At 63.8% G+C, this 19,608-nt stretch carries 19 protein-coding genes; 16 read left to right on the plus strand and 3 right to left on the minus strand.

What is annotated here, in order from left to right; all coding sequences use genetic code 11:
• Positions 1-73: 73 nt before the first annotated feature.
• Entirely contained in the window at positions 74-730 is a 657-nt protein-coding gene (locus tag P5W99_RS36735; RefSeq protein WP_434668061.1) for a TetR/AcrR family transcriptional regulator, read from the minus strand.
• Positions 731-947: 217 nt separating this feature from the next.
• On the opposite strand from P5W99_RS36735, the gene P5W99_RS36740 reads away from it, so the two are divergent.
• From P5W99_RS36740 to P5W99_RS36780, 9 genes are all read left to right on the plus strand, one after another.
• On the plus strand, positions 948-1,184 hold the full coding sequence (locus P5W99_RS36740) for a hypothetical protein (protein ID WP_434668064.1): 237 nt from the start codon (positions 948-950) through the stop codon (positions 1,182-1,184).
• Between the two features lie 28 nt (positions 1,185-1,212).
• Complete coding sequence (locus P5W99_RS36745) at positions 1,213-1,419, plus strand: hypothetical protein (protein ID WP_434668066.1); 207 nt, start codon at positions 1,213-1,215, stop codon at positions 1,417-1,419.
• A 170-nt stretch (positions 1,420-1,589) separates the two neighbouring features.
• Entirely contained in the window at positions 1,590-2,777 is a 1,188-nt protein-coding gene (locus P5W99_RS36750; protein ID WP_434668069.1) for a CaiB/BaiF CoA transferase family protein, read from the plus strand.
• Positions 2,774-4,030, plus strand: coding sequence for a CaiB/BaiF CoA transferase family protein (locus P5W99_RS36755; protein ID WP_434668072.1), 1,257 nt, complete (start codon positions 2,774-2,776; stop codon positions 4,028-4,030). The genes P5W99_RS36750 and P5W99_RS36755 overlap by 4 nt, the downstream gene beginning before the upstream one ends.
• A 9-nt stretch (positions 4,031-4,039) precedes the next feature.
• Positions 4,040-5,254, plus strand: coding sequence for a cytochrome P450 (locus P5W99_RS36760; RefSeq protein WP_434668075.1), 1,215 nt, complete (start codon positions 4,040-4,042; stop codon positions 5,252-5,254).
• Between the two features lie 79 nt (positions 5,255-5,333).
• Positions 5,334-5,531 (plus strand): ferredoxin, encoded by a 198-nt coding sequence (locus tag P5W99_RS36765; protein WP_322057007.1) that lies wholly within the window; start codon positions 5,334-5,336, stop codon positions 5,529-5,531.
• A gap of 19 nt (positions 5,532-5,550) precedes the next feature.
• Positions 5,551-6,801 (plus strand): NAD(P)/FAD-dependent oxidoreductase, encoded by a 1,251-nt coding sequence (locus P5W99_RS36770; RefSeq protein ID WP_434668078.1) that lies wholly within the window; start codon positions 5,551-5,553, stop codon positions 6,799-6,801.
• Positions 6,802-6,812: 11 nt separating this feature from the next.
• Positions 6,813-8,321, plus strand: coding sequence for an aldehyde dehydrogenase family protein (locus P5W99_RS36775; protein ID WP_434668081.1), 1,509 nt, complete (start codon positions 6,813-6,815; stop codon positions 8,319-8,321).
• Between the two features lie 53 nt (positions 8,322-8,374).
• Positions 8,375-10,102 (plus strand): GMC family oxidoreductase, encoded by a 1,728-nt coding sequence (locus P5W99_RS36780; RefSeq protein ID WP_434668084.1) that lies wholly within the window; start codon positions 8,375-8,377, stop codon positions 10,100-10,102.
• Positions 10,103-10,147: 45 nt separating this feature from the next.
• Here P5W99_RS36780 and P5W99_RS36785 read toward each other — a convergent pair whose 3' ends face one another.
• Positions 10,148-11,224: an alcohol dehydrogenase catalytic domain-containing protein gene (locus P5W99_RS36785; RefSeq protein WP_434668087.1), complete on the minus strand. Its 1,077-nt coding sequence runs from the start codon at positions 11,222-11,224 to the stop codon at positions 10,148-10,150.
• 208 nt (positions 11,225-11,432) lie between these two features.
• On the opposite strand from P5W99_RS36785, the gene P5W99_RS36790 reads away from it, so the two are divergent.
• From P5W99_RS36790 to P5W99_RS36815, 6 genes are all read left to right on the plus strand, one after another.
• Complete coding sequence (locus P5W99_RS36790) at positions 11,433-12,665, plus strand: ABC transporter substrate-binding protein (protein WP_434668090.1); 1,233 nt, start codon at positions 11,433-11,435, stop codon at positions 12,663-12,665.
• Positions 12,666-12,734: 69 nt separating this feature from the next.
• The gene (locus P5W99_RS36795) at positions 12,735-13,616 is read left to right on the plus strand and encodes a branched-chain amino acid ABC transporter permease (protein ID WP_434668093.1); all 882 of its coding nucleotides are present in this window, start codon (positions 12,735-12,737) and stop codon (positions 13,614-13,616) included.
• Positions 13,613-14,656 carry a branched-chain amino acid ABC transporter permease gene (locus tag P5W99_RS36800; RefSeq protein WP_434668096.1) on the plus strand — a complete coding sequence of 348 codons (1,044 nt, stop codon included), beginning with the start codon at positions 13,613-13,615 and terminating at the stop codon, positions 14,654-14,656. Before P5W99_RS36795 ends, P5W99_RS36800 begins: the two co-directional genes overlap by 4 nt.
• Positions 14,653-15,468, plus strand: coding sequence for an ABC transporter ATP-binding protein (locus P5W99_RS36805; protein WP_434668098.1), 816 nt, complete (start codon positions 14,653-14,655; stop codon positions 15,466-15,468). Before P5W99_RS36800 ends, P5W99_RS36805 begins: the two co-directional genes overlap by 4 nt.
• Complete coding sequence (locus tag P5W99_RS36810; protein ID WP_434668101.1) at positions 15,455-16,165, plus strand: ABC transporter ATP-binding protein; 711 nt, start codon at positions 15,455-15,457, stop codon at positions 16,163-16,165. Before P5W99_RS36805 ends, P5W99_RS36810 begins: the two co-directional genes overlap by 14 nt.
• A gap of 26 nt (positions 16,166-16,191) precedes the next feature.
• Positions 16,192-17,643 carry an FAD-dependent oxidoreductase gene (locus tag P5W99_RS36815; protein WP_434668104.1) on the plus strand — a complete coding sequence of 484 codons (1,452 nt, stop codon included), beginning with the start codon at positions 16,192-16,194 and terminating at the stop codon, positions 17,641-17,643.
• A 12-nt stretch (positions 17,644-17,655) separates the two neighbouring features.
• Here the strand turns inward: P5W99_RS36815 and P5W99_RS36820 are convergent, their stop codons facing one another.
• Positions 17,656-18,459 (minus strand): FadR/GntR family transcriptional regulator, encoded by an 804-nt coding sequence (locus P5W99_RS36820; RefSeq protein WP_434668106.1) that lies wholly within the window; start codon positions 18,457-18,459, stop codon positions 17,656-17,658.
• A gap of 232 nt (positions 18,460-18,691) precedes the next feature.
• Between P5W99_RS36820 and P5W99_RS36825 the strand changes: the two genes are divergently transcribed.
• On the plus strand, positions 18,692-19,570 hold the full coding sequence (locus P5W99_RS36825; RefSeq protein WP_434668110.1) for an enoyl-CoA hydratase/isomerase family protein: 879 nt from the start codon (positions 18,692-18,694) through the stop codon (positions 19,568-19,570).
• Positions 19,571-19,608 lie beyond the last annotated feature (38 nt).

Here is a 19,608-nt window from a genome sequence, read left to right on the forward strand (position 1 = left end):
ACGCCTGCAGGCACTGTCAAGATCGTCAATCATGCCCCGCTGCCCCCGCAGGCTGCCGATATTGCATCGCAGGCTAAGCCGGTGCCGTGCTGAGCGCCTTCCAGACCACTCGGGTTGCGCGCTGAAACGCGGGGAGGTTCGGCGTATTGCGTCCTGCACGCCGCAAGAACACGATCAAGCCCTGCCAGTGGGAGTAGATGAGTGCACCTCGGATCTGGCATTCACTGTTGCTGAGATTTGGGTTCATCTGGGCGACAAGTTTGCCGAAAAGCGTCTGAAACTCGCCGCTTACCTGTTCGTTCCTCTCCCGCACCGTCTCGTGATGCTCTGCGAGGCACCATACCTCGAGCGCGAATGGACTTACCACATTTCCGGCGCCGGTGAGGACATCGAAGGTCTCGTCGAGAAGCGCTTCGAGCCGCGCTTCCGCCGATTGTGTCGAATCCTCGGCAACTTGCCTGAAGCGGCTCAAATAACGCTTCGCGAGTTCGTCGATGGTTGCCAGCAAAAGAGAGTCGCGACTGCCGAAGTAGTGCTGCAAGGTCGCGAGTCGCACCTCGGCGGCAGCGGCTACGCGTCGTTGCGTGAAGCCTGCGTTGCCTTCGTTTGCGAACACACGTATCGCCGCCTCAAGAATCTCAGGCACGCGGGTTTCGCGCCGCCCACGCTGTGCTCCCTTCTTGTCCTTTTCGTCTGCGCAATCGAGCGCAATAGTCAAAGCTTTCATCATAATTGGTCATGCGACCACATAAATTCAGGGGTGAAAGTCACTGCTGACCAATTATACGCACTTTTCCATGGCCCCAGCCTGACGCGGGTTTTTTCAATGAAATAGGATCCACTCTAGGTGTAAAGCCTGGTCGTCGTGCCCTTGATTTATTGGTCTTCTGACCACTAATATTTGGTCATCGGACCAATAATGAGAATCTCAGGAGAGGAGAGTCGCGATGAAAAGCCGAATGGATTCCCTGCATGGGATCGTCGACAAATGGTTCGGGCAAGCGGGAGTGCATGCCTCGGTCGTCCGTGAGCGGGCCGGCGCGCAGCGCTGCGTACGCATTGATGTGGCGCGAGGGATCGAGACGTTGTCGATGCGTTTTTTCCGTCACGCAGATGGTTCATGGCAGGTGATTCCCCCTGCGCGTCTCGGCCCGTGTATGGGCATTCAAGTACGGCGGACCTGACTCGACGCTCATCAGGAGGAGGAAGGCGATGCGCAAGACAGGGACTAACGCCCGCATGCGATTCGTGCGCTGGGTTGAACGCAAATTCTGGCCGGCCTCTCAGGCTGCGGCGCGCGGCGCTGGCTCCTGGCTGCTCTATATCTGGGCGTCGAGTCAGATGGCGGACCCCGGCGGGTTGCCGATTGAGGAGACGACTATCGAGCGCTATCTCGGGACTGACCGCTGCCACGAGTAGCCAGAACTGAAGCGGGAATTGCCGGTTCTTGACAGCACGCCGATCGCAATGCAGTATTTGGCAATGTTCAAAGGTTGATCCAATGATGTTGTTAAAAATAGACTAATCGATCTCGGATCCGGCGACTAACCTGCGCACGGCAAGGCGGCGCAAAGACAGGAGGAGCAACAATGAAGAGTGCACTTGAGGGCCTCAAGGTCCTCGATTTCACGCAAATGATGAATGGCCCGTTCGGCACCATGCTGCTCGGTGACTTCGGTGCGGATGTAATCAAGGTGGAACCACCTCAAGGCGACACGATGCGCCTTACGGGCGAGACCTTCCTTGGCAAGGACGCCGTGTATTTCCTGACGCTGAACCGCAACAAGCGCAGCGTCGTGATCGATCTTGCGACCGAGGATGGCCAGCGCCTTGCCCAGAAAATGGCAGCGCAGGTGGATATCGTCGTCGAGAATTTCCGGCCCGGCGTCGCCGAAAAACTCGGCATCAGCTACGAGAAACTCTCGGAACACAACCCGCGTCTGATTTATTGCTCGACTTCCGCATTCGGGCGCACAGGGTCGGACAGCATTCGCCCCGGCATGGATCCCGTGGTGCAGGCGATGTCGGGCATCATGCAACTGACTGGCGATGAGCAGACTGGGCCGCTCAAGACGGGCATGCCATATTCCGACCTCATCACGCCACTGCTTTCGACTATCGGCGTGCTTGCCGCCATCGAGGCGCGCCACCACACCGGCCGGGGGCAGCGCGTGGATCTTTCCATGATCGACGCGACGATCTTCAGCATGATTCCACGCGACGCCTATTACTTCGCGACTGGCGAGACTCCAGGGCGCATCGGCAACGCGCATTGGCAGATCGTGCCGTACAACACGTACGCGACCTCGGACGGGCGCCATATCATGGTGATCGCACACACGGACAAGTTCTGGCGCGTCCTCGCATCTGCAGTTGGGGCGGACGAGCTGCTGGCGGACGAACGACTCAGCACGAAAGAGGGGCGTTTGGAGCATCGTGAAATTGTTGATTCCGGGCTCGCGGCCGCGTTCGCCAAAATGCCACTCGTGCACTGGAACGAAAAGCTGCTGGAGGCACAAGCGATGTTCTCGCCGGTGCTCAATTTCGAGGAGGTATTCGAAGATCCTCGTGTGCAGCGCGATCTGGTGGCGGAGCTCGATCATCCGCACGCAGGACGCTTCAAGGTGGTCTCGAACCCGATCGGCATGTCGGAGACACCCACGCTGATTCGCCGTCCGCCCCCGACGCTCGGCCAGCATACCGAAGAGGTGCTGCGTGAGTTTGGGCTCGCAGCCGGGCCGAATGCGTTTGCGCAAGAAGGCGAGGCGCAGCGATGAGCGAAATTCCCCGCGCGACTCATGCCGCAGCACCTGGCCTGCCGGCACTTGGTCAGCACGAACCGCCATTGAAGGGTGTGCGCGTCCTCGATCTTTCACGCGTACTTGCCGCTCCGTTCTGCGCGATGATGCTTGCGGATCTCGGCGCGGAAGTGACGAAGGTCGAGCATCCGAAGGGCGGCGATCAGACACGCCATTGGGGTACCGCGATTCACGGCGGCGAGCGTACCTACTACCTGGCGATCAATCGCAGCAAGCAGTCAATCGCGATCGACTTCTCGAAGCCGGAAGGCGCCGCGCTGATCAAGGAACTGGCGCGTGAGAGCGATATTCTGGTCGAGAACTACATGCTCGGCACGCTTGAGCGATACGGACTCGGCTACGAGGCGCTCAAGGCTGAGAATCCGCGGCTGATCTACTGTTCGGTGAGCGGCTATGGCCGCACTGGTCCAAGCGCTGCGCGTCCCGGTTACGACTCGGTGATTCAGGCCGAAAGCGGTCTCATGTCGATTACCGGCGAGCCGGACGGCGAAGCGTCGAAAGCCGGGGTGCCGATTTGCGACATCACCGCTGGCATGTACGCGACTCAGGCAATTCTGGCGGCGTTCGTACGGCGTCTGCGCAATGGCCACGGTGAGGCGATCGACATCGCGTTGTTCGATTGCACGCTTGCCAATCACGTTTCGGTTGCCGCCAACGCGTTGCTGCTGAAAACGCCGCCCGGTCGCTACGGCAACAGTCACGCGGACATCATCCCGCAGGGCCTCTATCACGCCGAGGATGGTCCGTTGATGTTCCATGTGGGCAGTGATGCACAGTTCGCGCGCTTTAGCGCCGATGTTCTCGGTCTGCCTGAACTCGCGCACGACCCGCGCTTTATCGATAACGACGGGCGCCGCGCGAACCGGGAGGCGCTCGACGAGATCATGTCCGGGCGTTTCTGTACCCGCTCGCGTCATGAATGGCTGCCGCTGTTCCGTGCGGCGGGCGTGCCTGCGGGGCTCGTGCAGAACGTGCTCGAGGCGCTGACCTCGGAGGAAGCAACGGCGCGCGAAATGGTCTGCGAAATCGATCATCCAACCGCTGGGCGAATCAACCTGGTGGGGTCGCCGCTGAAGTTTCAGGAGGGCTCGCTTGCGCCGCCCATGGCGCCGCCGCTGCTCGGCGAGCACACCGACCGTGTGCTCGCCGGGCGCATCGGCCTCGATGCGGAAACGATTGCCCAGTTGCGCGCTGCGCACGTCATTTACTGAGGAGACACCATGCAAGATCAATCCGCCGCTACGCAGGCATTTCCGATGCGCCGCTGTCCGTTCGCTCCACCCGCGCAATACAGCGAAATCCGCGAGCAGGAGGGCCTGTCCCGGGTGACGATGCCCGACGGTACGCAGGCATGGATCGCGACGCGCTACGAGGACGTGCGCGCGATTCTCGGCGACAACCGTTTCTCGACGATTCCGTCCACACCGGGCTATCCGTTCATCGCCCCGGCACGTGCGTCGTTGCTGATGAACGAGCATCCTCCTACCATCATCCGCATGGACCCGCCGGAGCACACGCGTTACCGCCGCATGTTGACCAAGGAGTTCATGGTTCATCACGTCGAGGCGATGCGGCCCGAACTGCAGCAAACCGTCGATATCCTGCTGGACGAACTGGAGGCGAAGGGTTCGCCGGCCGACCTGTTCGAGGACTTCGCGCTGGCGGTGCCGACGACGGTGATCTCGCGCATACTCGGCGTGCCCTATGAGGATCGCGAGTTCTTCCAGGAGCGAAGCAAGGCCAAGCTGGATCTCACCGCCGACCCGGAGGTGCCGGTGCGCGCCGGTGCCGAGATGCGCGAATATCTCGACCGGCTGATCACGCAGAAGATGGAGTCGCCAGGGAATCGCAGCGACTTGATCAGCCGTCTCGTGACGAGCCAGGTGGTGCCCGGCCACATGACGCGCGAAGAGGCGCTCGCGACCATCGAGCTGCTGTTGATGGGCGGCCACGAGACCACCGCGAACATGATTGCGCTTGGCACGCTGTCGCTTTTGATGAATCCCGCGCAAAAGGATGAACTTGTGGCCGATCCCTCGCTGGTGAACAACACGGTCGAGGAAATGCTGCGCTTTCATACGATAGTCCATTACAACGGGCCGCGCGTCGCGCTCGAGGATGTGACGGTGTCCGGCACGCTTATCAAGAAGGGCGAGGGTGTGCTGGCCCTTATCAGCGCGGCCAATCGCGACCCGAAGCACTTCTCGGAACCGGACGCGTTCGACATTCATCGCGAGGCCCGGCACCACGTTGCGTTCAGTTATGGCGTGCACCAATGCCTGGGGCAGCCGCTCGCGCGTGCGGAATTGCAGATTGTTTTCACGTCGCTGTTCCAGCGCCTGCCGAAACTGCGGCTCGCGGTGCCGCTCGAAGACATCAAGTTCCGCCACGACGCCTTTGTTTATGGAGTGGACGCACTGCCAGTCGAATGGTGATGTGCTCTGCGTGCGCGGCGCACGGCTAGTGGCGCGCACCGATCAATGTGTTGAGCAGTTCAATCAGCAAGGAAATGAGATGAAAATCAAGGTCGACGCAACGAAGTGCATTGGAGCGGGATTGTGCGTGGTGGCCGCGCCCAAGGTCTTCAGCCAGAACGAGGACGATGGTCTCGTGATCGTGTTGCAAGAGAATCCGCCGCCCGAGTTGCATGAATCGGTGCGTGAGGCGGCGCGGCTGTGTCCGGCGCTCGTCATCACGTACGAGGACGCTTGAGCATTTGCGAGGTCATGACATGGCAGAGGCAGGTATCGTGATTATCGGAGCGGGGCAGGCGGGCTATCAGCTCGCGGCCTCGCTGCGCGAAGCGGGATACACGAAGCGTGTGGCGCTCGTCGGCGAGGAGCCGGAACTCCCTTATCAGCGTCCGCCGCTTTCGAAGGCGTATTTGGGCGGCGCATGCGAAGCGGAGCATCTCACATTTCAGCAACAGACCTTCTTTGCGAAGGCAGGGATCGAACTGATGCTCGGCGAGCGCGTTTCGCGCATTGACCGAGACGCTCGGTGCGTGTGGACGATCGACGGACGCCGTGTCGACTACGAACAGCTTGTCTTTGCCACGGGCGCGCGCAACCGCACCTTCGCGGCGGTCCCGCGTGCGAACGGCCTGCTAGATCTGCGCACGTTGCGCGATGCCGGTGCGTTGCGCGCGGCGCTCGCCGAGGCGCGCGAGCCGGTGGTGATCGGCGCGGGCTTTCTTGGCCTTGAGTTCGCGGCGGTCGCCGCCGCGCGGGGCGTGCCCGCGCACGTGATCGAAGCCGGCCCCGCGCCGATGAGCCGGGTCGTGAGCGCGCCGGTCGGCGAGGCGTTCAGGGCGCATCACGAGGCGCTGGGCACGACTTTCACGTTCGATGCGAACGTGCATGCGATCCACGCGCAAGCGGGGCGCGTGAGCGCCGTCGAGTTGACGGATGGCGCGACTATCCCGGCGGACCTCGTCGTGCTCAGTATCGGCGTCGTGCCGAACGCGGAGCTGGCGCAGGCGGCCGGGCTCGAGACCGACAACGGCATTGTCGTCGATGCTTCGCTTGCGACCGCCGATCCGAACGTCTACGCGCTGGGCGATTGCGCCTCGTTTCCGTCGCGCTTTGCCGGCGGGCGCTGCCGGATCGAATCGGTGCAGAACGCCGTCGATCAGGCGCGCTATCTGGCCGCGCGCCTCGCGCGGCAGGAGCGGGTTGCCTCGAGCTCGTACGACGCGGTGCCGTGGTTCTGGAGCGATCAGGGCGGGGCGAAACTGCAGATCGCTGGCCTTGGCATGCGGCGCGCGGAGGAAATCGTGCTGCGCGGCGATCGCGACTCCATGAAGTTCTCCATTTATGGCTTCGCGCAAGGCCGCCTGATCTCCGTCGAGTCCGTGAACCGTCCTGGCGATCATATTGCCGCGCGGCGGCTCATCGCGGCAGGCGCGGCTGTCTTGCCCGAGCATGTCGCCGATGGAAATTTCGATCTGCGCTCGCTGCTCGAGTCTTCCCTCTCTTCATAAGGATTCCTGAAATGCAGACTGGATTGTCATCGCCCCGGTATGCCACGCTCGGCGAGCAGAGCGCCGGCTTCATCGCTTCGGCGCATCGCATGCTGATCGACGGGCGCTGGGTCGAGGCATGCTCCGGCAAAACCTTCGATGTCTTCGATCCGGGCACCGGGCAGGTCGTTGCGCGGGTGCCTGAAGGCGCCGCAGAGGATATCGACCTCGCTGTCAAGGCGGCGCGCCGTGCGTTCGAAACCGGTCCCTGGCCGGGCATGAAGCCCGCGGAGCGCACGCGCCTGCTGCTCAGGCTCGCCGACCTCATCGAAGCGCATGGGGACGAATTCGCCGAGATCGAAACCGTGGACAACGGCAAGCCGCTTGCCATCGCGCGGCGCGGTATCGCCGGCACGGCGGAGATGGTGCGTTACATGGCAGGCTGGGCCACCAAGCTCAATGGCGAGACAGTCAGCGTCTCCCAGCCCGGGGAATGGCACGCCTACACGCTGCGCGAAGCCGTGGGCGTGGTGGGGCAAATCATTCCGTGGAACTTCCCGCTGTCGATGGCGATCTGGAAGCTCGCCCCCGCGCTGACCGCAGGCTGCACGGTCGTGCTCAAGCCCGCGGAGCAGACGCCGCTCAACGCGCTGCGGCTCGGGCAGTTGTTCGAGGCCGCGGGCTTCCCGCCCGGTGTGGTGAATATCGTCACGGGTTTTGGCGCGACGGCCGGGGCGGCACTTGCCGCGCACGCGGGCGTCGACAAGGTCGCCTTTACCGGGTCGACCGGCACGGGCAAGCGCATCGTCGAGGCCGCGCTCGGCAACCTGAAGAAGGTGTCGCTGGAACTGGGCGGAAAATCGCCGGTATTCATCTTTCCCGATGCGGATATCGAACGGGCGACGCCGGCCGCCGCCAATGCCATCTTCTTCAATAGCGGCCAGGTGTGCTCGGCCGGCTCGCGTCTCTATGTCCACCGGAAGGTCTTCGACCGCGTGGTCGAAGGCGTGATCGCACACGGCGACAAGCTTGTCGTGGGCCACGGCCTCGACCCGTCGAGCCAGATGGGGCCGGTCATTTCGCACGCGCAGAAGGAGCGCGTCGAACGCTATGCCGAACTCGGGGAGCAGGAGGGCGCCCGCCGCCTCGGCGCACCGCGCGCATTCGATTCGGACGGCTATTTCGTTGCGCCTTCCGTGTTCGTGGATACTGCGTCGAACATGGCGATTCGCCGCGAGGAAATCTTTGGGCCGATCGTCTGTGCGATGCCTTTCGACGACGATGATCTCGAGCATATCGCCTCCGAAGCGAACCAGACCGAATTCGGTCTGTTCGCCGGCATCTGGACGCGCGATCTCAGCGTCGCACACAAGCTGGCGCGCCGCATCAAGGCGGGCTCGGTGTCGGTCAACGCACACATGGTGAATGAGCCGGCATTGCCGTTCGGTGGCTACAAGCAGTCGGGATGGGGACGCGAGCGCGGCCGCGAGGTGCTCGATCTGTACACGTCGCTCAAGAGCGTGGCAGTCAGCCTTGATTGATGCGGGCTCCGGCGGCGCAGTCACGCGAAAAGACAATAAAAGCAGGAGACACGATGACAACCTTTGACACCATCATTGTGGGCGGCGGTTCGGCGGGATCGGTGCTCGCCCATCGCCTTTCGGCGGATCCGTCGCGGCGCGTACTGCTTTGCGAAGCGGGTGCGGATCTGCCCAACGACAGGCTGCCCGCCGCCATCCTCGACAGCTACCCGGGCACCGCGTATCTGAATCCGGGTTACCTGTGGCCCGAGTTGCGCGTCACGACGGTTGCCGCCGAATCCGGTTCCAGCGCATCGCGCAAGCTGCGTAAATACGAGCAGGCGCGCATTCTCGGCGGCGGCTCGTCCATCAACGGGCAGTTTTTCAATCGGGGGGCGCCGTCCGACTACGATGACTGGCAGGCGCGTGGCGTGCAAGGCTGGAGCTGGGACGACGTTCTGCCGTACTTCCGGAAAGTCGAGCGCGACCTCGACTTCAGCGGTCCGCTACACGGCGCGTCGGGACGCATTCCGGTGCGCCGGATCATGCCCGACGTCTGGCCCGGTCATGCGAGTGCGGTTGCAGCCGGGCTTCGGCAGATGGGCTACGAGTATCTGCCTGACCAGAACGGGGACTTCCGCGACGGCTACTTTCCAATCGCGATATCCAACGCCGATGAAAAGCGCGTGTCTGCCTCGATGGCATACCTCGACACCGCAACCCGCGCACGCCCGAATCTCACGGTCTGGACCGGGACGGAAGTCGCCAGCCTCCTGTTCGAGGGCCGTCGTTGCGTCGGCATCCGGCTCGAGGTGCCTGGACGTCCCGCCGAGGTGCGCGCGAAAGACGTCGTGCTCTCGGCGGGCGCGCTGCAATCGCCCGCCATTCTGATGCGCTCGGGTATCGGGCCGGCGGCGCATCTGCGTGAACTAGGTATAGATGTCGTGGCGGTGCTGAAGGGCGTCGGCCAGCACTTGATGGAGCACCCCTCGATCGCGCTTGCCTCCTTCATCCGTAAGGGCGCGCGTGTCAACGTGGCGACGCGGCGGCACATCCTGACCGGCTGGCGCTATTCGTCGCAAATCGGTGGCGCGCCGGCCGGGGACATGTTCGTGTCGATCGTAACGAAGACGTCGTGGCATGCGGTCGGCGAGCGCATCGGCACGATGCTCATGTACGTGAACAAGCCGTTCTCGACCCGGGGCGAAGTGCGGCTCGCGTCGCCCGACTGGCGTACGGCACCGGAAATCGATTTCAACATGCTCGCCGACGAGCGGGATTTGCAACGCCTGATGGACGGCTTCCGGCGCATGGCCGTCGTGCAGGGGCTGGCCAGCGTGAGCGCGGTGACGGCCGATCCGTTTCCGGCCAGCTACAGCGAAAAGGTGCGCCAGGTGGCCATGCTGAGCCGTCGTAACAAGCTCGTCACCGATCTGCTGGCCGCGCTGCTGGACGGTCCCGCACCGTTGCGCAGCCTCCTGATGCGCAAAGTGATCGCGGGAGGCGCAACGCTCGCGGAGTTGCTCGCTGACGACGGCGCATTGCGCACGTTTGTGCGCAATGCCTGTGTGGGCGTCTGGCATCCGTCGAGCAGCTGCCGCATGGGGCCGGAAAACGATCCGCTCGCGGTCACGGACAAGGCAGCGCGCGTGCACGGCGTGGAAGGCCTGCGCATCGTGGATGCGTCGATCTTTCCGCACATTCCGAGCGGAAATCTGAACTTCCCCGTGATGATGGCTGCGGAGAAGGTCGCCGACATGATGATCGAGCCGCCGCGTTTCGCAGCGGCACGATCCGCGTAGAACCCGCTGGGGCTCGCCGGCCAGCCTGGCGAGCCCGCGCGTGGGCTACTCGGTTTCGGGGATGAGCACGGCGCGGCCGCGAATGCGGCCGGCCTCCAGGGCGTCGAAGGCCTGCAGTGCGTCAGAAAGTGCAAAGCGCGTGACAAGCGGGCGGATCGCTCCACGCCGGGCCAGCGCGATGACTGCGGCGAGGTCGGCATAGGTGCCGCCGTAGGGACACATGACCGTGACGCCACGCGGCAGAGCATTACGCGACGAGCGGGCGACAAAGGGCAGGGTGCCGCCGGATAGACCGATCACCCGGATCGCGCCGTAGCGGCCGACGATGGCCGCCGCCGTGCGCAGTGTCTCATCGGTGCCTACAAAGTCGAGCACGACGTCGGCACCAAAGCCGTCAGTCATCGCGAGGATGGTGTCGGCGAAGCCTTGCGTGTCGGCGCGCAGCGTGAGGTCGGCCCACGGGCGCGCGGCGTCGATGGCTTCGTCGCTCAGGTCGACCGCGACGATGCGCGTGGCGCTCGTCGCGCGCAGGATCTGGACGGCCAGGTTGCCGAGTCCGCCTAGACCGATCACCACAGTGGCCGAGCCGGGATGCAGCAGTTCCGCGCAGGTCGCGATCGCGTGGTATGGCGTGAGCGCAGCGTCGGTCAGTGTCGCAGCGACGGCCGGGTCGAGGTCGCCGATTGCCATGAGCGCACGCGCCGGCACGCGGACGTACTGAGCCATGCCGCCGTCCTTCGTGACACCTGGCGTGGGGGGCGGAGCGAGGCGCGAGCCGGTATTGCGGCAGGCGTTTTGTCGTCCCGCGAGGCATGCGCTGCAAACGCCGCATGACCAGCATGGATGCACGACGACACGCTCGCCAGGCTGCCATTGCGTTACCGCCTCGCCGCATTGCTCGACCATGCCTGCGATCTCGTGGCCAAGCGTCGTGCCATCCGGCGTGCGCGAATCGGTGGCGTTGCGAATATGCAGGTCGGTCTGGCACAGGCCGGCGGCCAGTACGCGAAGCAGGACCTCGTCAGGACCCGGCTCAGGACGCGGCACCGTTGCAAGTCCCACGTCGCCCTGGCGGGCAAGCTTTACGCTATGCATGGTGCCACAACAATTCTGATTATTCATTAGTTTTCCTTATTAGAAAGAAAGGAGGTAACCGGATTCGTCAGATAGTTTCGTGCGTCGTGCTTGCCTGGCAAGCGAGGCTAAACCCTTAGGCCAGCATTCTTGACAGCGGAAAACACACGATTTTATGATTGTGGCAAAGGTTGATCCAATGATAAAAGCGAAAACTAATCCATCAGGTGCTCATTTTCCGGTTGAGGAGACAGTCATGAACGTTGCAAACCCGACCGCGGCGGCGCGGCCCCATTCCCGCTGGACGCAGGCGCTGTGGCAGACCCTCGCCGCCGTTGCCTTTGCATGCTCGGTATCGGCCCACGCCGCAGCGCCGACCGTGATCTGCTCGGTGGACGATCGCAGCGGAGCGGCGGCAGACACCGGCACGCAGGGATTTCAGGCTGTGCAGTTGGCGGTCGACGAAGCCAATGCAGCGGGTGGCGTGGCGGGCCACAAGATTTCGCTGATCTCTTACGACGGCAAGACCGATCCGCAACTCACCGCAACCTTCGCGTCGCGCTGTGCCGAAGACGACAAGGCTCTCGTCATCATCGGCGGCAATCCGTCGGCACCGGCTGCCGCCATGATTCCCGTCGCGACCGATGACAAGATCCCGTATTTCATGTTGTCCGCCGGTACGGATTCGCTGACCAATCCGCCCGCGCCCTGGCACTATCGTTTTGGTCCGGCGAACCGTCAGGACGCCGCGGCGATCGCGGATTTGCTCGCGAAACAAGGTTTCAGGCGCCCGGCCATCATCAATAACTCGCTGCCGTTCGGTACCGACGGCGCGCGCGCGACCCGGGCGGCACTCGAGGCGAAACACATCACTGTGGTCGCACAGCAGACCTATGACGTGAATGCGACCGATCTTTCGCCGCAATTGATCAACCTGCGCGAGGCGAAGCCCGATGTCCTGCTGGTGTTCCCCTACGCGGCGGACGGCGCGCGCGTGCTGCGCACCGCACATCAACTCAGTATCAACATGCCGATCGTCGTGTCGCGCAGTGCGCTGCTCGATACGCTGCGCCGCCTTGCCGGACCGGCGAGCGATGGTGTACTGGTTCCGGATACGGTGGACGCCGATCGCCCCGATGTGAAGAAGTTCTTCGCGGACTTCAACGGGCGCTATGGCGCGCATCAGCCGACGCTGTATCCCGTGATCGGCTACGACGCGGCCAAGGCGGCGCTGGAGGCCATCGCGGCGCCAGCGGTGCAAAAGGCGCTGGATGCGGGCGATATTCCCGGTGCACGCCTCGCCTTGCGCAACGCCATGGACCAAATGGGCCAGTTCAAGGGCCTGCAAGGGGAGGCGGGCGCGACTTACCACTTCAGCGCACAGCAGCATCATGGTTCGCCCGACAAGAACTGGTACGTGTTCGTGCAGGTGGCCGACGGCGGCACGCGTCTCGTGAAGCCGGATCTTTCGGCATTCAAGCCGCGCTGACGCGCCCACCCCACCCCGGCGCAGTGCCGCGGCAATGCGTCTGCGCCAAACGTACGAGGGTCCGATCTCATGGACAGAATCGCAGTGTTTCTCTGCGCGGGTTTGACGAACGGCAGCGTGTACGGGCTACTTGGCTTGTCGCTTTCGCTCATCTACGGCACCAATCGCATCATCAATTTCGCGCAGGGCGAGTTTGTAATGCTGGGCGCCATGTCGGCCATCTTTTTCATGGTCACGTGCAGTCTGCCCACGCCGCTCGCCATTGGCGCGGTAATGATCGTGGCGATTGTCGCCGCGCTCGCTCTCGAGTTCGGTGTTTATCGCCCGCTTGTGCGGCGCGGTGCGCCGCCTTTGACGGTGATGATCGGCACGCTGGCCGGCGCGACTATCGCGAGCGGCGGCGCGTTGCTGATCTGGGGTGCTAATCAGCTCTACGTGCCCAATGTCTTTTCTCTCAATCCGGTCGCTATCGGTTCGATCACGACCACCATGCAGCAGGTCGCCATTGTGGTGGCCTTTGTCGTGCTGCTCGGCATCACGTGGTTCCTGTTGTACCGCACGAGCTTCGGACTCAGCATTCGCGCAACCGGGGCGCAGCCGCGCATCGCGCAACTGATGGGCATTCGCCCAGAGCGGGTGGTGCGCTTCGGGTTCATGTTCAGCGCACTCGTTAGCGCGCTTGCGGGCGTGCTCGTCGGGCCGCTGCTTGGCGGTCAGGTGTCGATGGGCGTCGGGCTGACCGTGAAGGGCTTCATGGCGGCCATTCTCGGCGGCCTCGGCAGCCCGTTCGCGTCCGCGGCCGGTGGTCTCGCCATCGGCGTACTCGAAGCCTTTGTGGCCGGCTACGGCAGCAGCCTCTATGCCGAGCCGATCATTTTCCTGCTAATCCTGATTGTTCTGCTCGTGCGCCCGTTCGGGCTGCTGGGCGACTTCGAGGCTGCTCGTCGATGAAACCTACCTCTATCTCGCCTGCCGCAGAGCGGGTATTCCGTCTGCCGCTGATATCGCCTGCTTTCGTGGTGTTTCTGGTCGCCGCTCTGTGCGCGCCACTCGTCATGACCACGGGCTTCCAGGTGCGCCTCGTCTCGCTCATCGGCATCTACGCGATCCTTGGCATGGGCTTCAATGTGCTGTACGGCTATTGTGGTCAAGTGTCGATGGGGCATCAAGGTTTCTTTGGCATCGCAGCGTACGCGTATGCGCTGCTGCAGTCCAGGGCCGGTTTTTCTGTGTTTGCCGCCGTTCCCGCGAGCCTCGTCATCTGTGCGCTGGTCGCGCTGCTGATCGGCATTCCGCTGCTGCGACTGCGTAGCCACTATCTGGCCATGGCGTCCCTGTGCTTTGGCCTCGTGATCTCGGGCGTCGCCGACCGTTGGATCGACGTGACGGGCGGCTCCGCCGGCATCCTGATTCCGTCACTCGCGATTGGCGACGAGCCGTTGAGCCGCCTCCAGCTCTACTATCTGATTGTCGTTGCCGTGACCGTCGTGCTGATCTTGCAGAACGCCATCGTCTCGGGGCATCTGGGCCGGTCGCTGCAAGCCATTCGCGACGACGAGCGTGCGGCGGCGGCGCTCGGAGTGAACGTCCCGGTCCAGAAACTGCGCACGTTCGTCTTCAGTGCGGTGCTCGCAGGCGTTGCGGGCATCGGTTTCGCCGTGCTCAACCAGCAGGTGAGTCCAAGCATGGCTGAGTTCCCAACGCTGGTTTCGATGCTCACGATCGCGGTGGTGGGCGGCCTTGCCACGCGGTACGGCCCGATTCTCGGCGCGCTCGTCGTGGTGCTCGCACCGCAGTTGCTCGCGGATTTCGGCGATCTGCAAACGCTCGCCTACGGCGTATGCCTGCTGCTGTTTCTGATCTTCATCCCCAACGGCTTGTCCGGCCTCGTCGTCTCGCTGGCGGCATGGTTGCGCGGCCGGAACCGGGCGGTCCGCGACGTGCAGGGATTGAGTGACGGCGTGACGAAAGAGAACGGAGCCGGACGATGAAAACAGTTCAAAAGGCGCGTGCGCCTGTCAACGGGCCCGTGTTGCTGTCGATTCAAGAGGGCGTCAAGCGCTTCGGTGGCCTGTGCGCGGTCGACAACGTATCGTTCGACGTCCACCAGGGCGAGGCAGTCGGCCTCATCGGACCGAATGGAGCGGGCAAGTCGACCACCTTCAATCTCATTACCGGCGTGGATGCCCTGAGTGCGGGCGAAGTTTTCTACAAGGGCACGCGCATTACGGGCGCGCCGCTGCATCGGCGAAGCGCAATGGGCATGGCTCGCACATTCCAGATCGTGCGCCTGTTCAGCGGGCTCACCGTGCTCGAAAACGTGATGCTCGGCTTCCATCCGAAGCTGGTCGACGGCTTTCTCCCGTCGCTGCTGCGCAGGCGGCGGGTGGCCGGGGATGAGAGGCGCTATGTGAAACGCGCGCTCGAACTGCTGCGGTTCGTCGGACTCGAGTCGCGCGCAAACGATCTGATTGCGCATCTGCCGCATGGTCAGCAGCGCCTGATTGAAATCGCGCGTGCGCTCGCGAGCGATCCGGCCATGCTGCTGCTCGACGAGCCCGCGGCGGGTCTGAACGACGAGGAGACTGCGGCGCTTGGGCGCATGTTGCGTCAGCTGAACGAGGACGGGCTCACGATTTTGATCGTCGAGCACGATATCGGCTTCATCATGAATCTGTGCCACCGCATCGTCGTGCTCGATCACGGTGCAAAGATTGCCGAGGGCAATGCGGCCGCGGTGCAATCCAATCCGAAGGTGATCGAGGCATATCTCGGTGTCAGGGGGGCACATGCTCAAAATTGAGGGACTCTGCGCGGGATATAAAGGCACGGATGCACTTCACGGGATCTCGCTCGAAATCCCGGGTGGCACCATCGTCTCGGCGGTCGGCGCGAACGGCGCGGGCAAATCGACGCTCATCAACGCCATTTCGCGCGTTGTGGACGTCACGAAAGGCCGCATCGTGTTCGACGGCGAGGACATCACGCGGCTTTCGGCGCCGGACGTCGTCGAGCTCGGCGTCGTGCAGGTGCCCGAGGGACGCCAGGTTTTCGCGGCGCTCACGGTGAGCGAGAACCTCGAGCTCGGTTTTCACCGTCTGAGGCGCCGCCGCGACCCGGCGTTGTTCCGCAAGCGGCTCGATTACGTGTACGACCTCTTTCCGAAGCTCGCGGAGCGCGCGAGCCAGCGCGCCATCACCTTGAGCGGCGGCGAGCAGTCGATGGTCGCCATTGGCCGCGCGCTCATGGCAGACCCAAAGCTGCTGCTGCTCGACGAGCCGTCGCTCGGGCTCGCGCCGCTCGTGGTCGAGCGCATGTTCGATGTGCTACGCGTATTGCGCGACGCGGGCCTCACGATGCTGCTCGTCGAGCAGCACGCCGACGAGGCGCTCGCCCTCTCGGACTACGGCTACGTCCTGTCAGTCGGCCGCGTCTCCGCCCACGGCGCGGGCGAGTCGTTGCGGCATCAGGAAGCGATCCAGCAAGCGTATTTCGGATGATCGTGGGATTCGACAGTGGAGACACGATGACAATTCAAAGCATCCTCAGCGCCGACGTGGCGATTGTCGGCGGCGGGCTGGCAGGGCTCGTGGCGGCCAATCGCTTCGCGGAGCTCGGCGTGAGCGCAGTCGTACTGGAGGCCGGCGGCGAAGCGCAGTATCCGGCCAATTCGCGATATGCCGGTGGCGTATTTCATATCGCTTTTCGCGATCTCGACGAGGCGCCAGAAGTGCTCGCACAGGCCATTGCGCAAACGAGCGCGGGCCTGCGCGACGCTTCGCTCGCCAATGCGCTCGCCCGCGACGGCGCCCGCGTGGTGGGTTGGCTGGCGTCGCGTGGCGCGCAGTTCGGCCGCGGTGGCGATTATCCGTTCATGGGCAACATGCTCATGCCGTTCAGTCTGCGCGAGACGGGCTTCAAGAATCACTGGCGAGGAAAGGGCGGCGACCGTCTGTTGCAGGCGCTGGAGCAGGCGTTCGTCGCGGGCGGCGGGCGCTTCGTGCGCGGCACGCGCGCACAGGCGCTGATCATGACGGACGGGCGTTGTGCCGGACTGCATGCGACGACGCGAGATGGAGGGCGCCTGGAGGTCCGCGCAAATGCCGTTCTGCTTGCCGACGGCGGCTTCCAGGGCAACGCGGAGATGGTGCGCGAGTACATCTCGCCTCGTCCCGAGCATCTGTGCAAGCGTGGCGCGGGCACCGGCATGGGTGACGGCATCCGCATGGCGCGCGCGGCGGGCGCCGCGCTGACCGGGATGAACCGCTTTTACGGGCATGTGCAGCACAAGGCGGCACTGCACGACGAAGCGCTCTGGCCGTACCCGGTGCTCGATATCGTGGCGTCGTGCGCGATCGTCGTCGATGCGAGCGGCCAGCGCTTCGCCGACGAAGGCCTTGGCGGCGTGGCGCTAGCCAACGCGATCGCGTCACTCGAAGAGCCGCTTTCGTCATTTGCGATACTCGACGAGACGATCTGGGAGACGGCCGGGCGAGCGTTTTTGCTGCCGCCCAATCCTGCGCTCGAGGAACTCGGCGCGGTGGTGTATCGCGCAGACAGCCTCGAAGCGCTTGCGAGTCGGCTTGGCATGGATGCGCAGACGCTTGCCGCAAGCATCGCCACCTATAACGGCGCGCTCGAGCGCGCAGGGCTCGCCTCGCTGGAGCCACCTCGTACCGTGAAGCCGGCGATGCTGGCGGGCGGCGCAGCCCCGATACACGGGCCGCGCTATATGGCGATTCCACTCTGCGCGGGTCTGACCTACACGATGGGAGGCATCGTGATCGACGCCGATGCGCGCGCGCTCGATGAAGCAGGCCGCCCCGTGCCCGGCCTCTACGCAGCAGGCGCGACGACGGGGGGCATAGAAGGCGGAGCCAATTCCGGCTACGTGGGAGGACTCATCAAAGCTGCGGTGTTCGGCCTGCGGGCGGCCGAAGCGGCCGCGCGCGAGCTCGGCGGCCTGCGTGCGCGGTGAGGCGAGCGCGCCTTAGCCGGCGCGCCGGTCTTCGGAGGTCTGCGCGAGATAGTGCTTCTGCAGCGCCTTCAGATGGGTTTCCATCTCGGCGGCAGCCTTGTCTTCGTCGCGCGCGATCAAGTGCTTGAGCAGACGCTTGCGTGAGGGCATCACTGCGCTATCGGGCAGCGGTGAGATCACTTCGAGCAGTTGTTCGTGAATCTCCACGAGTGCGTCGGTCAGGATCACGAGCACCGGGTTGCGCGCGGCACGCGCGAGCAGCTTGTGGAATTCCAGATTGATGCGCACCCGCTCGCGCAAATCGCCCTTGGCGACTGCCGCCTCGCTTTCCTTCACGTTTTCGCGTAGTGCCTCGAAGTCTTCCTCGCTGCCCCGCACGCACGCGAAACGAGCGGCAGCCACGCTGACGATGAGCCGCGCTTCGGTAAGGTCGGCCGGCTTGATCGCACCGAGCCGGAACAGGTCGGCGAAACCTGCGATCACCGCGTCGCCCTGGCCTTCGCGCACGAACGCGCCACCGGTTGCGCCCTTGCGAAACTCGAGCACTCCGCCGATCTCCAGCGAGCGCAACGCCTCACGCACGGTATTGCGTGACAGGCCAAACGACTCCGCGAGTTCCCGTTCCGAGGGTAGCCGGTCGCCTGGCTGCAGCGCGCCGCTGGCGAGCTGGCTGCGGATCTGGTCGGCCACGAATTCGAACGCCCGGCGCGTCTGCACCGGCGAATAGGCGGGCGATGGCCGCGCGGACCCCGACGCGGGTGCGGCAGAGGCAGGGGCATTGGCATTAGGGGTGGCGCGCTGGGAAGTGCGGGTCATGGTCGAGGCTTTCAATGATTAATCCATTCGAAGGATAAACAGATGCTAACCGCTCAGGGGGCAATCGACAAGCAGCCGAACGGCCAGGCAAACCCGCGGTGCCGTGCCTGGCGGTAAACGCACTTGACATGCGTCTTCTTCTGCGCAACTATATTTCAAAGGTTGAACCAATAACTTTTAGTCGGCGGACACCTGCTTGCAGCGGGGCCGATCCATCCAGCAAGGAGGCACGATGAGCGAAGATCTGAGGGACCTCGTGACATACGAGGCAAGGGACGGCAGGGCGTACATCACGTTTTGCCGCGACGACAAGCGCAATGCGCTGACGTATGAAATGTTCGATCGCATGATGGAGCACATCGAGCGCGCTGAAGCCGACGACGATGTACGCGTGATCATTTTCCGAAGCGATGGTCGCGACTTCTCCACCGGGCACGACCTGGAGCAGGTTGGCGGAAAAGAGTACGGCTTTTCGAAGGATCCCGGCGCGCGCCGGCCGAGCCAGCGAATTCGTCTTTCGTTCGACAAGCGTCACGTCGAGCAATTTCGTCAATTGCTCTATTGCACCAAGCCGACGCTTTCGCTCGTCCAGGGCTACTGCGTGGGCGCGGGGCTCTACATCGTCGAAGCGAGCGATCTGGCGATCGCGGCCGAAGACGCAAAGATCGGCCATCCCGAGCAGAAGATGGGTCTTGCAGGCGCGTCGTACATGACCAGCATCAACATCCTCGGGCTTGGGCCGAAGAAGGCACGCGAAATCCTGCTGCTCGGCGAGGTGATGAGCGGAAACGAGGCGGCGCGCATTGGCCTCGTCAACAAGGCAGTGCCTGCCGCCGAGCTGGAAGCGGCGGGCGAGGACTGGGCGGAGCGCATCGTGCGCCTGCCGCGCGATGCGATTGCGATCGGCAAAGCCGCGACGCATCTCTCGCTCGATTCGCTTGGCATGACTTCGCAATTCGTGCAGGGCTATGTGATGCATGCGCTCGGGACCAACATTCGTTACGAAGCCGACGAAAACAACTTCATGAAAGAGCGCCGCGCCAAGGGCGTGACGGGCGCGGCGCACTCGCGCGAGAACCGTTACGAAAACGACGCGAAATCGGGCGACTGATCGCGCGGCGCAAGGCACTGACACACTATCGGCCCGTG

It is taken from the genome of Paraburkholderia sp. A3BS-1L (assembly GCF_051125215.1).
Taxonomy (GTDB): domain Bacteria; phylum Pseudomonadota; class Gammaproteobacteria; order Burkholderiales; family Burkholderiaceae; genus Paraburkholderia.

Coding starts and splice junctions, on each gene's coding strand:
- P5W99_RS36735 (WP_434668061.1), bottom strand. CDS start 730: ATGATGAAAGCTTTGACTATTGCGCTCGATTGCGCAGACGAAAAGGAC.
- P5W99_RS36740 (WP_434668064.1), top strand. CDS start 948: ATGAAAAGCCGAATGGATTCCCTGCATGGGATCGTCGACAAATGGTTC.
- P5W99_RS36745 (WP_434668066.1), top strand. CDS start 1,213: ATGCGCAAGACAGGGACTAACGCCCGCATGCGATTCGTGCGCTGGGTT.
- P5W99_RS36750 (WP_434668069.1), top strand. CDS start 1,590: ATGAAGAGTGCACTTGAGGGCCTCAAGGTCCTCGATTTCACGCAAATG.
- P5W99_RS36755 (WP_434668072.1), top strand. CDS start 2,774: ATGAGCGAAATTCCCCGCGCGACTCATGCCGCAGCACCTGGCCTGCCG.
- P5W99_RS36760 (WP_434668075.1), top strand. CDS start 4,040: ATGCAAGATCAATCCGCCGCTACGCAGGCATTTCCGATGCGCCGCTGT.
- P5W99_RS36765 (WP_322057007.1), top strand. CDS start 5,334: ATGAAAATCAAGGTCGACGCAACGAAGTGCATTGGAGCGGGATTGTGC.
- P5W99_RS36770 (WP_434668078.1), top strand. CDS start 5,551: ATGGCAGAGGCAGGTATCGTGATTATCGGAGCGGGGCAGGCGGGCTAT.
- P5W99_RS36775 (WP_434668081.1), top strand. CDS start 6,813: ATGCAGACTGGATTGTCATCGCCCCGGTATGCCACGCTCGGCGAGCAG.
- P5W99_RS36780 (WP_434668084.1), top strand. CDS start 8,375: ATGACAACCTTTGACACCATCATTGTGGGCGGCGGTTCGGCGGGATCG.
- P5W99_RS36785 (WP_434668087.1), bottom strand. CDS start 11,224: ATGAATAATCAGAATTGTTGTGGCACCATGCATAGCGTAAAGCTTGCC.
- P5W99_RS36790 (WP_434668090.1), top strand. CDS start 11,433: ATGAACGTTGCAAACCCGACCGCGGCGGCGCGGCCCCATTCCCGCTGG.
- P5W99_RS36795 (WP_434668093.1), top strand. CDS start 12,735: ATGGACAGAATCGCAGTGTTTCTCTGCGCGGGTTTGACGAACGGCAGC.
- P5W99_RS36800 (WP_434668096.1), top strand. CDS start 13,613: ATGAAACCTACCTCTATCTCGCCTGCCGCAGAGCGGGTATTCCGTCTG.
- P5W99_RS36805 (WP_434668098.1), top strand. CDS start 14,653: ATGAAAACAGTTCAAAAGGCGCGTGCGCCTGTCAACGGGCCCGTGTTG.
- P5W99_RS36810 (WP_434668101.1), top strand. CDS start 15,455: ATGCTCAAAATTGAGGGACTCTGCGCGGGATATAAAGGCACGGATGCA.
- P5W99_RS36815 (WP_434668104.1), top strand. CDS start 16,192: ATGACAATTCAAAGCATCCTCAGCGCCGACGTGGCGATTGTCGGCGGC.
- P5W99_RS36820 (WP_434668106.1), bottom strand. CDS start 18,459: ATGACCCGCACTTCCCAGCGCGCCACCCCTAATGCCAATGCCCCTGCC.
- P5W99_RS36825 (WP_434668110.1), top strand. CDS start 18,692: ATGAGCGAAGATCTGAGGGACCTCGTGACATACGAGGCAAGGGACGGC.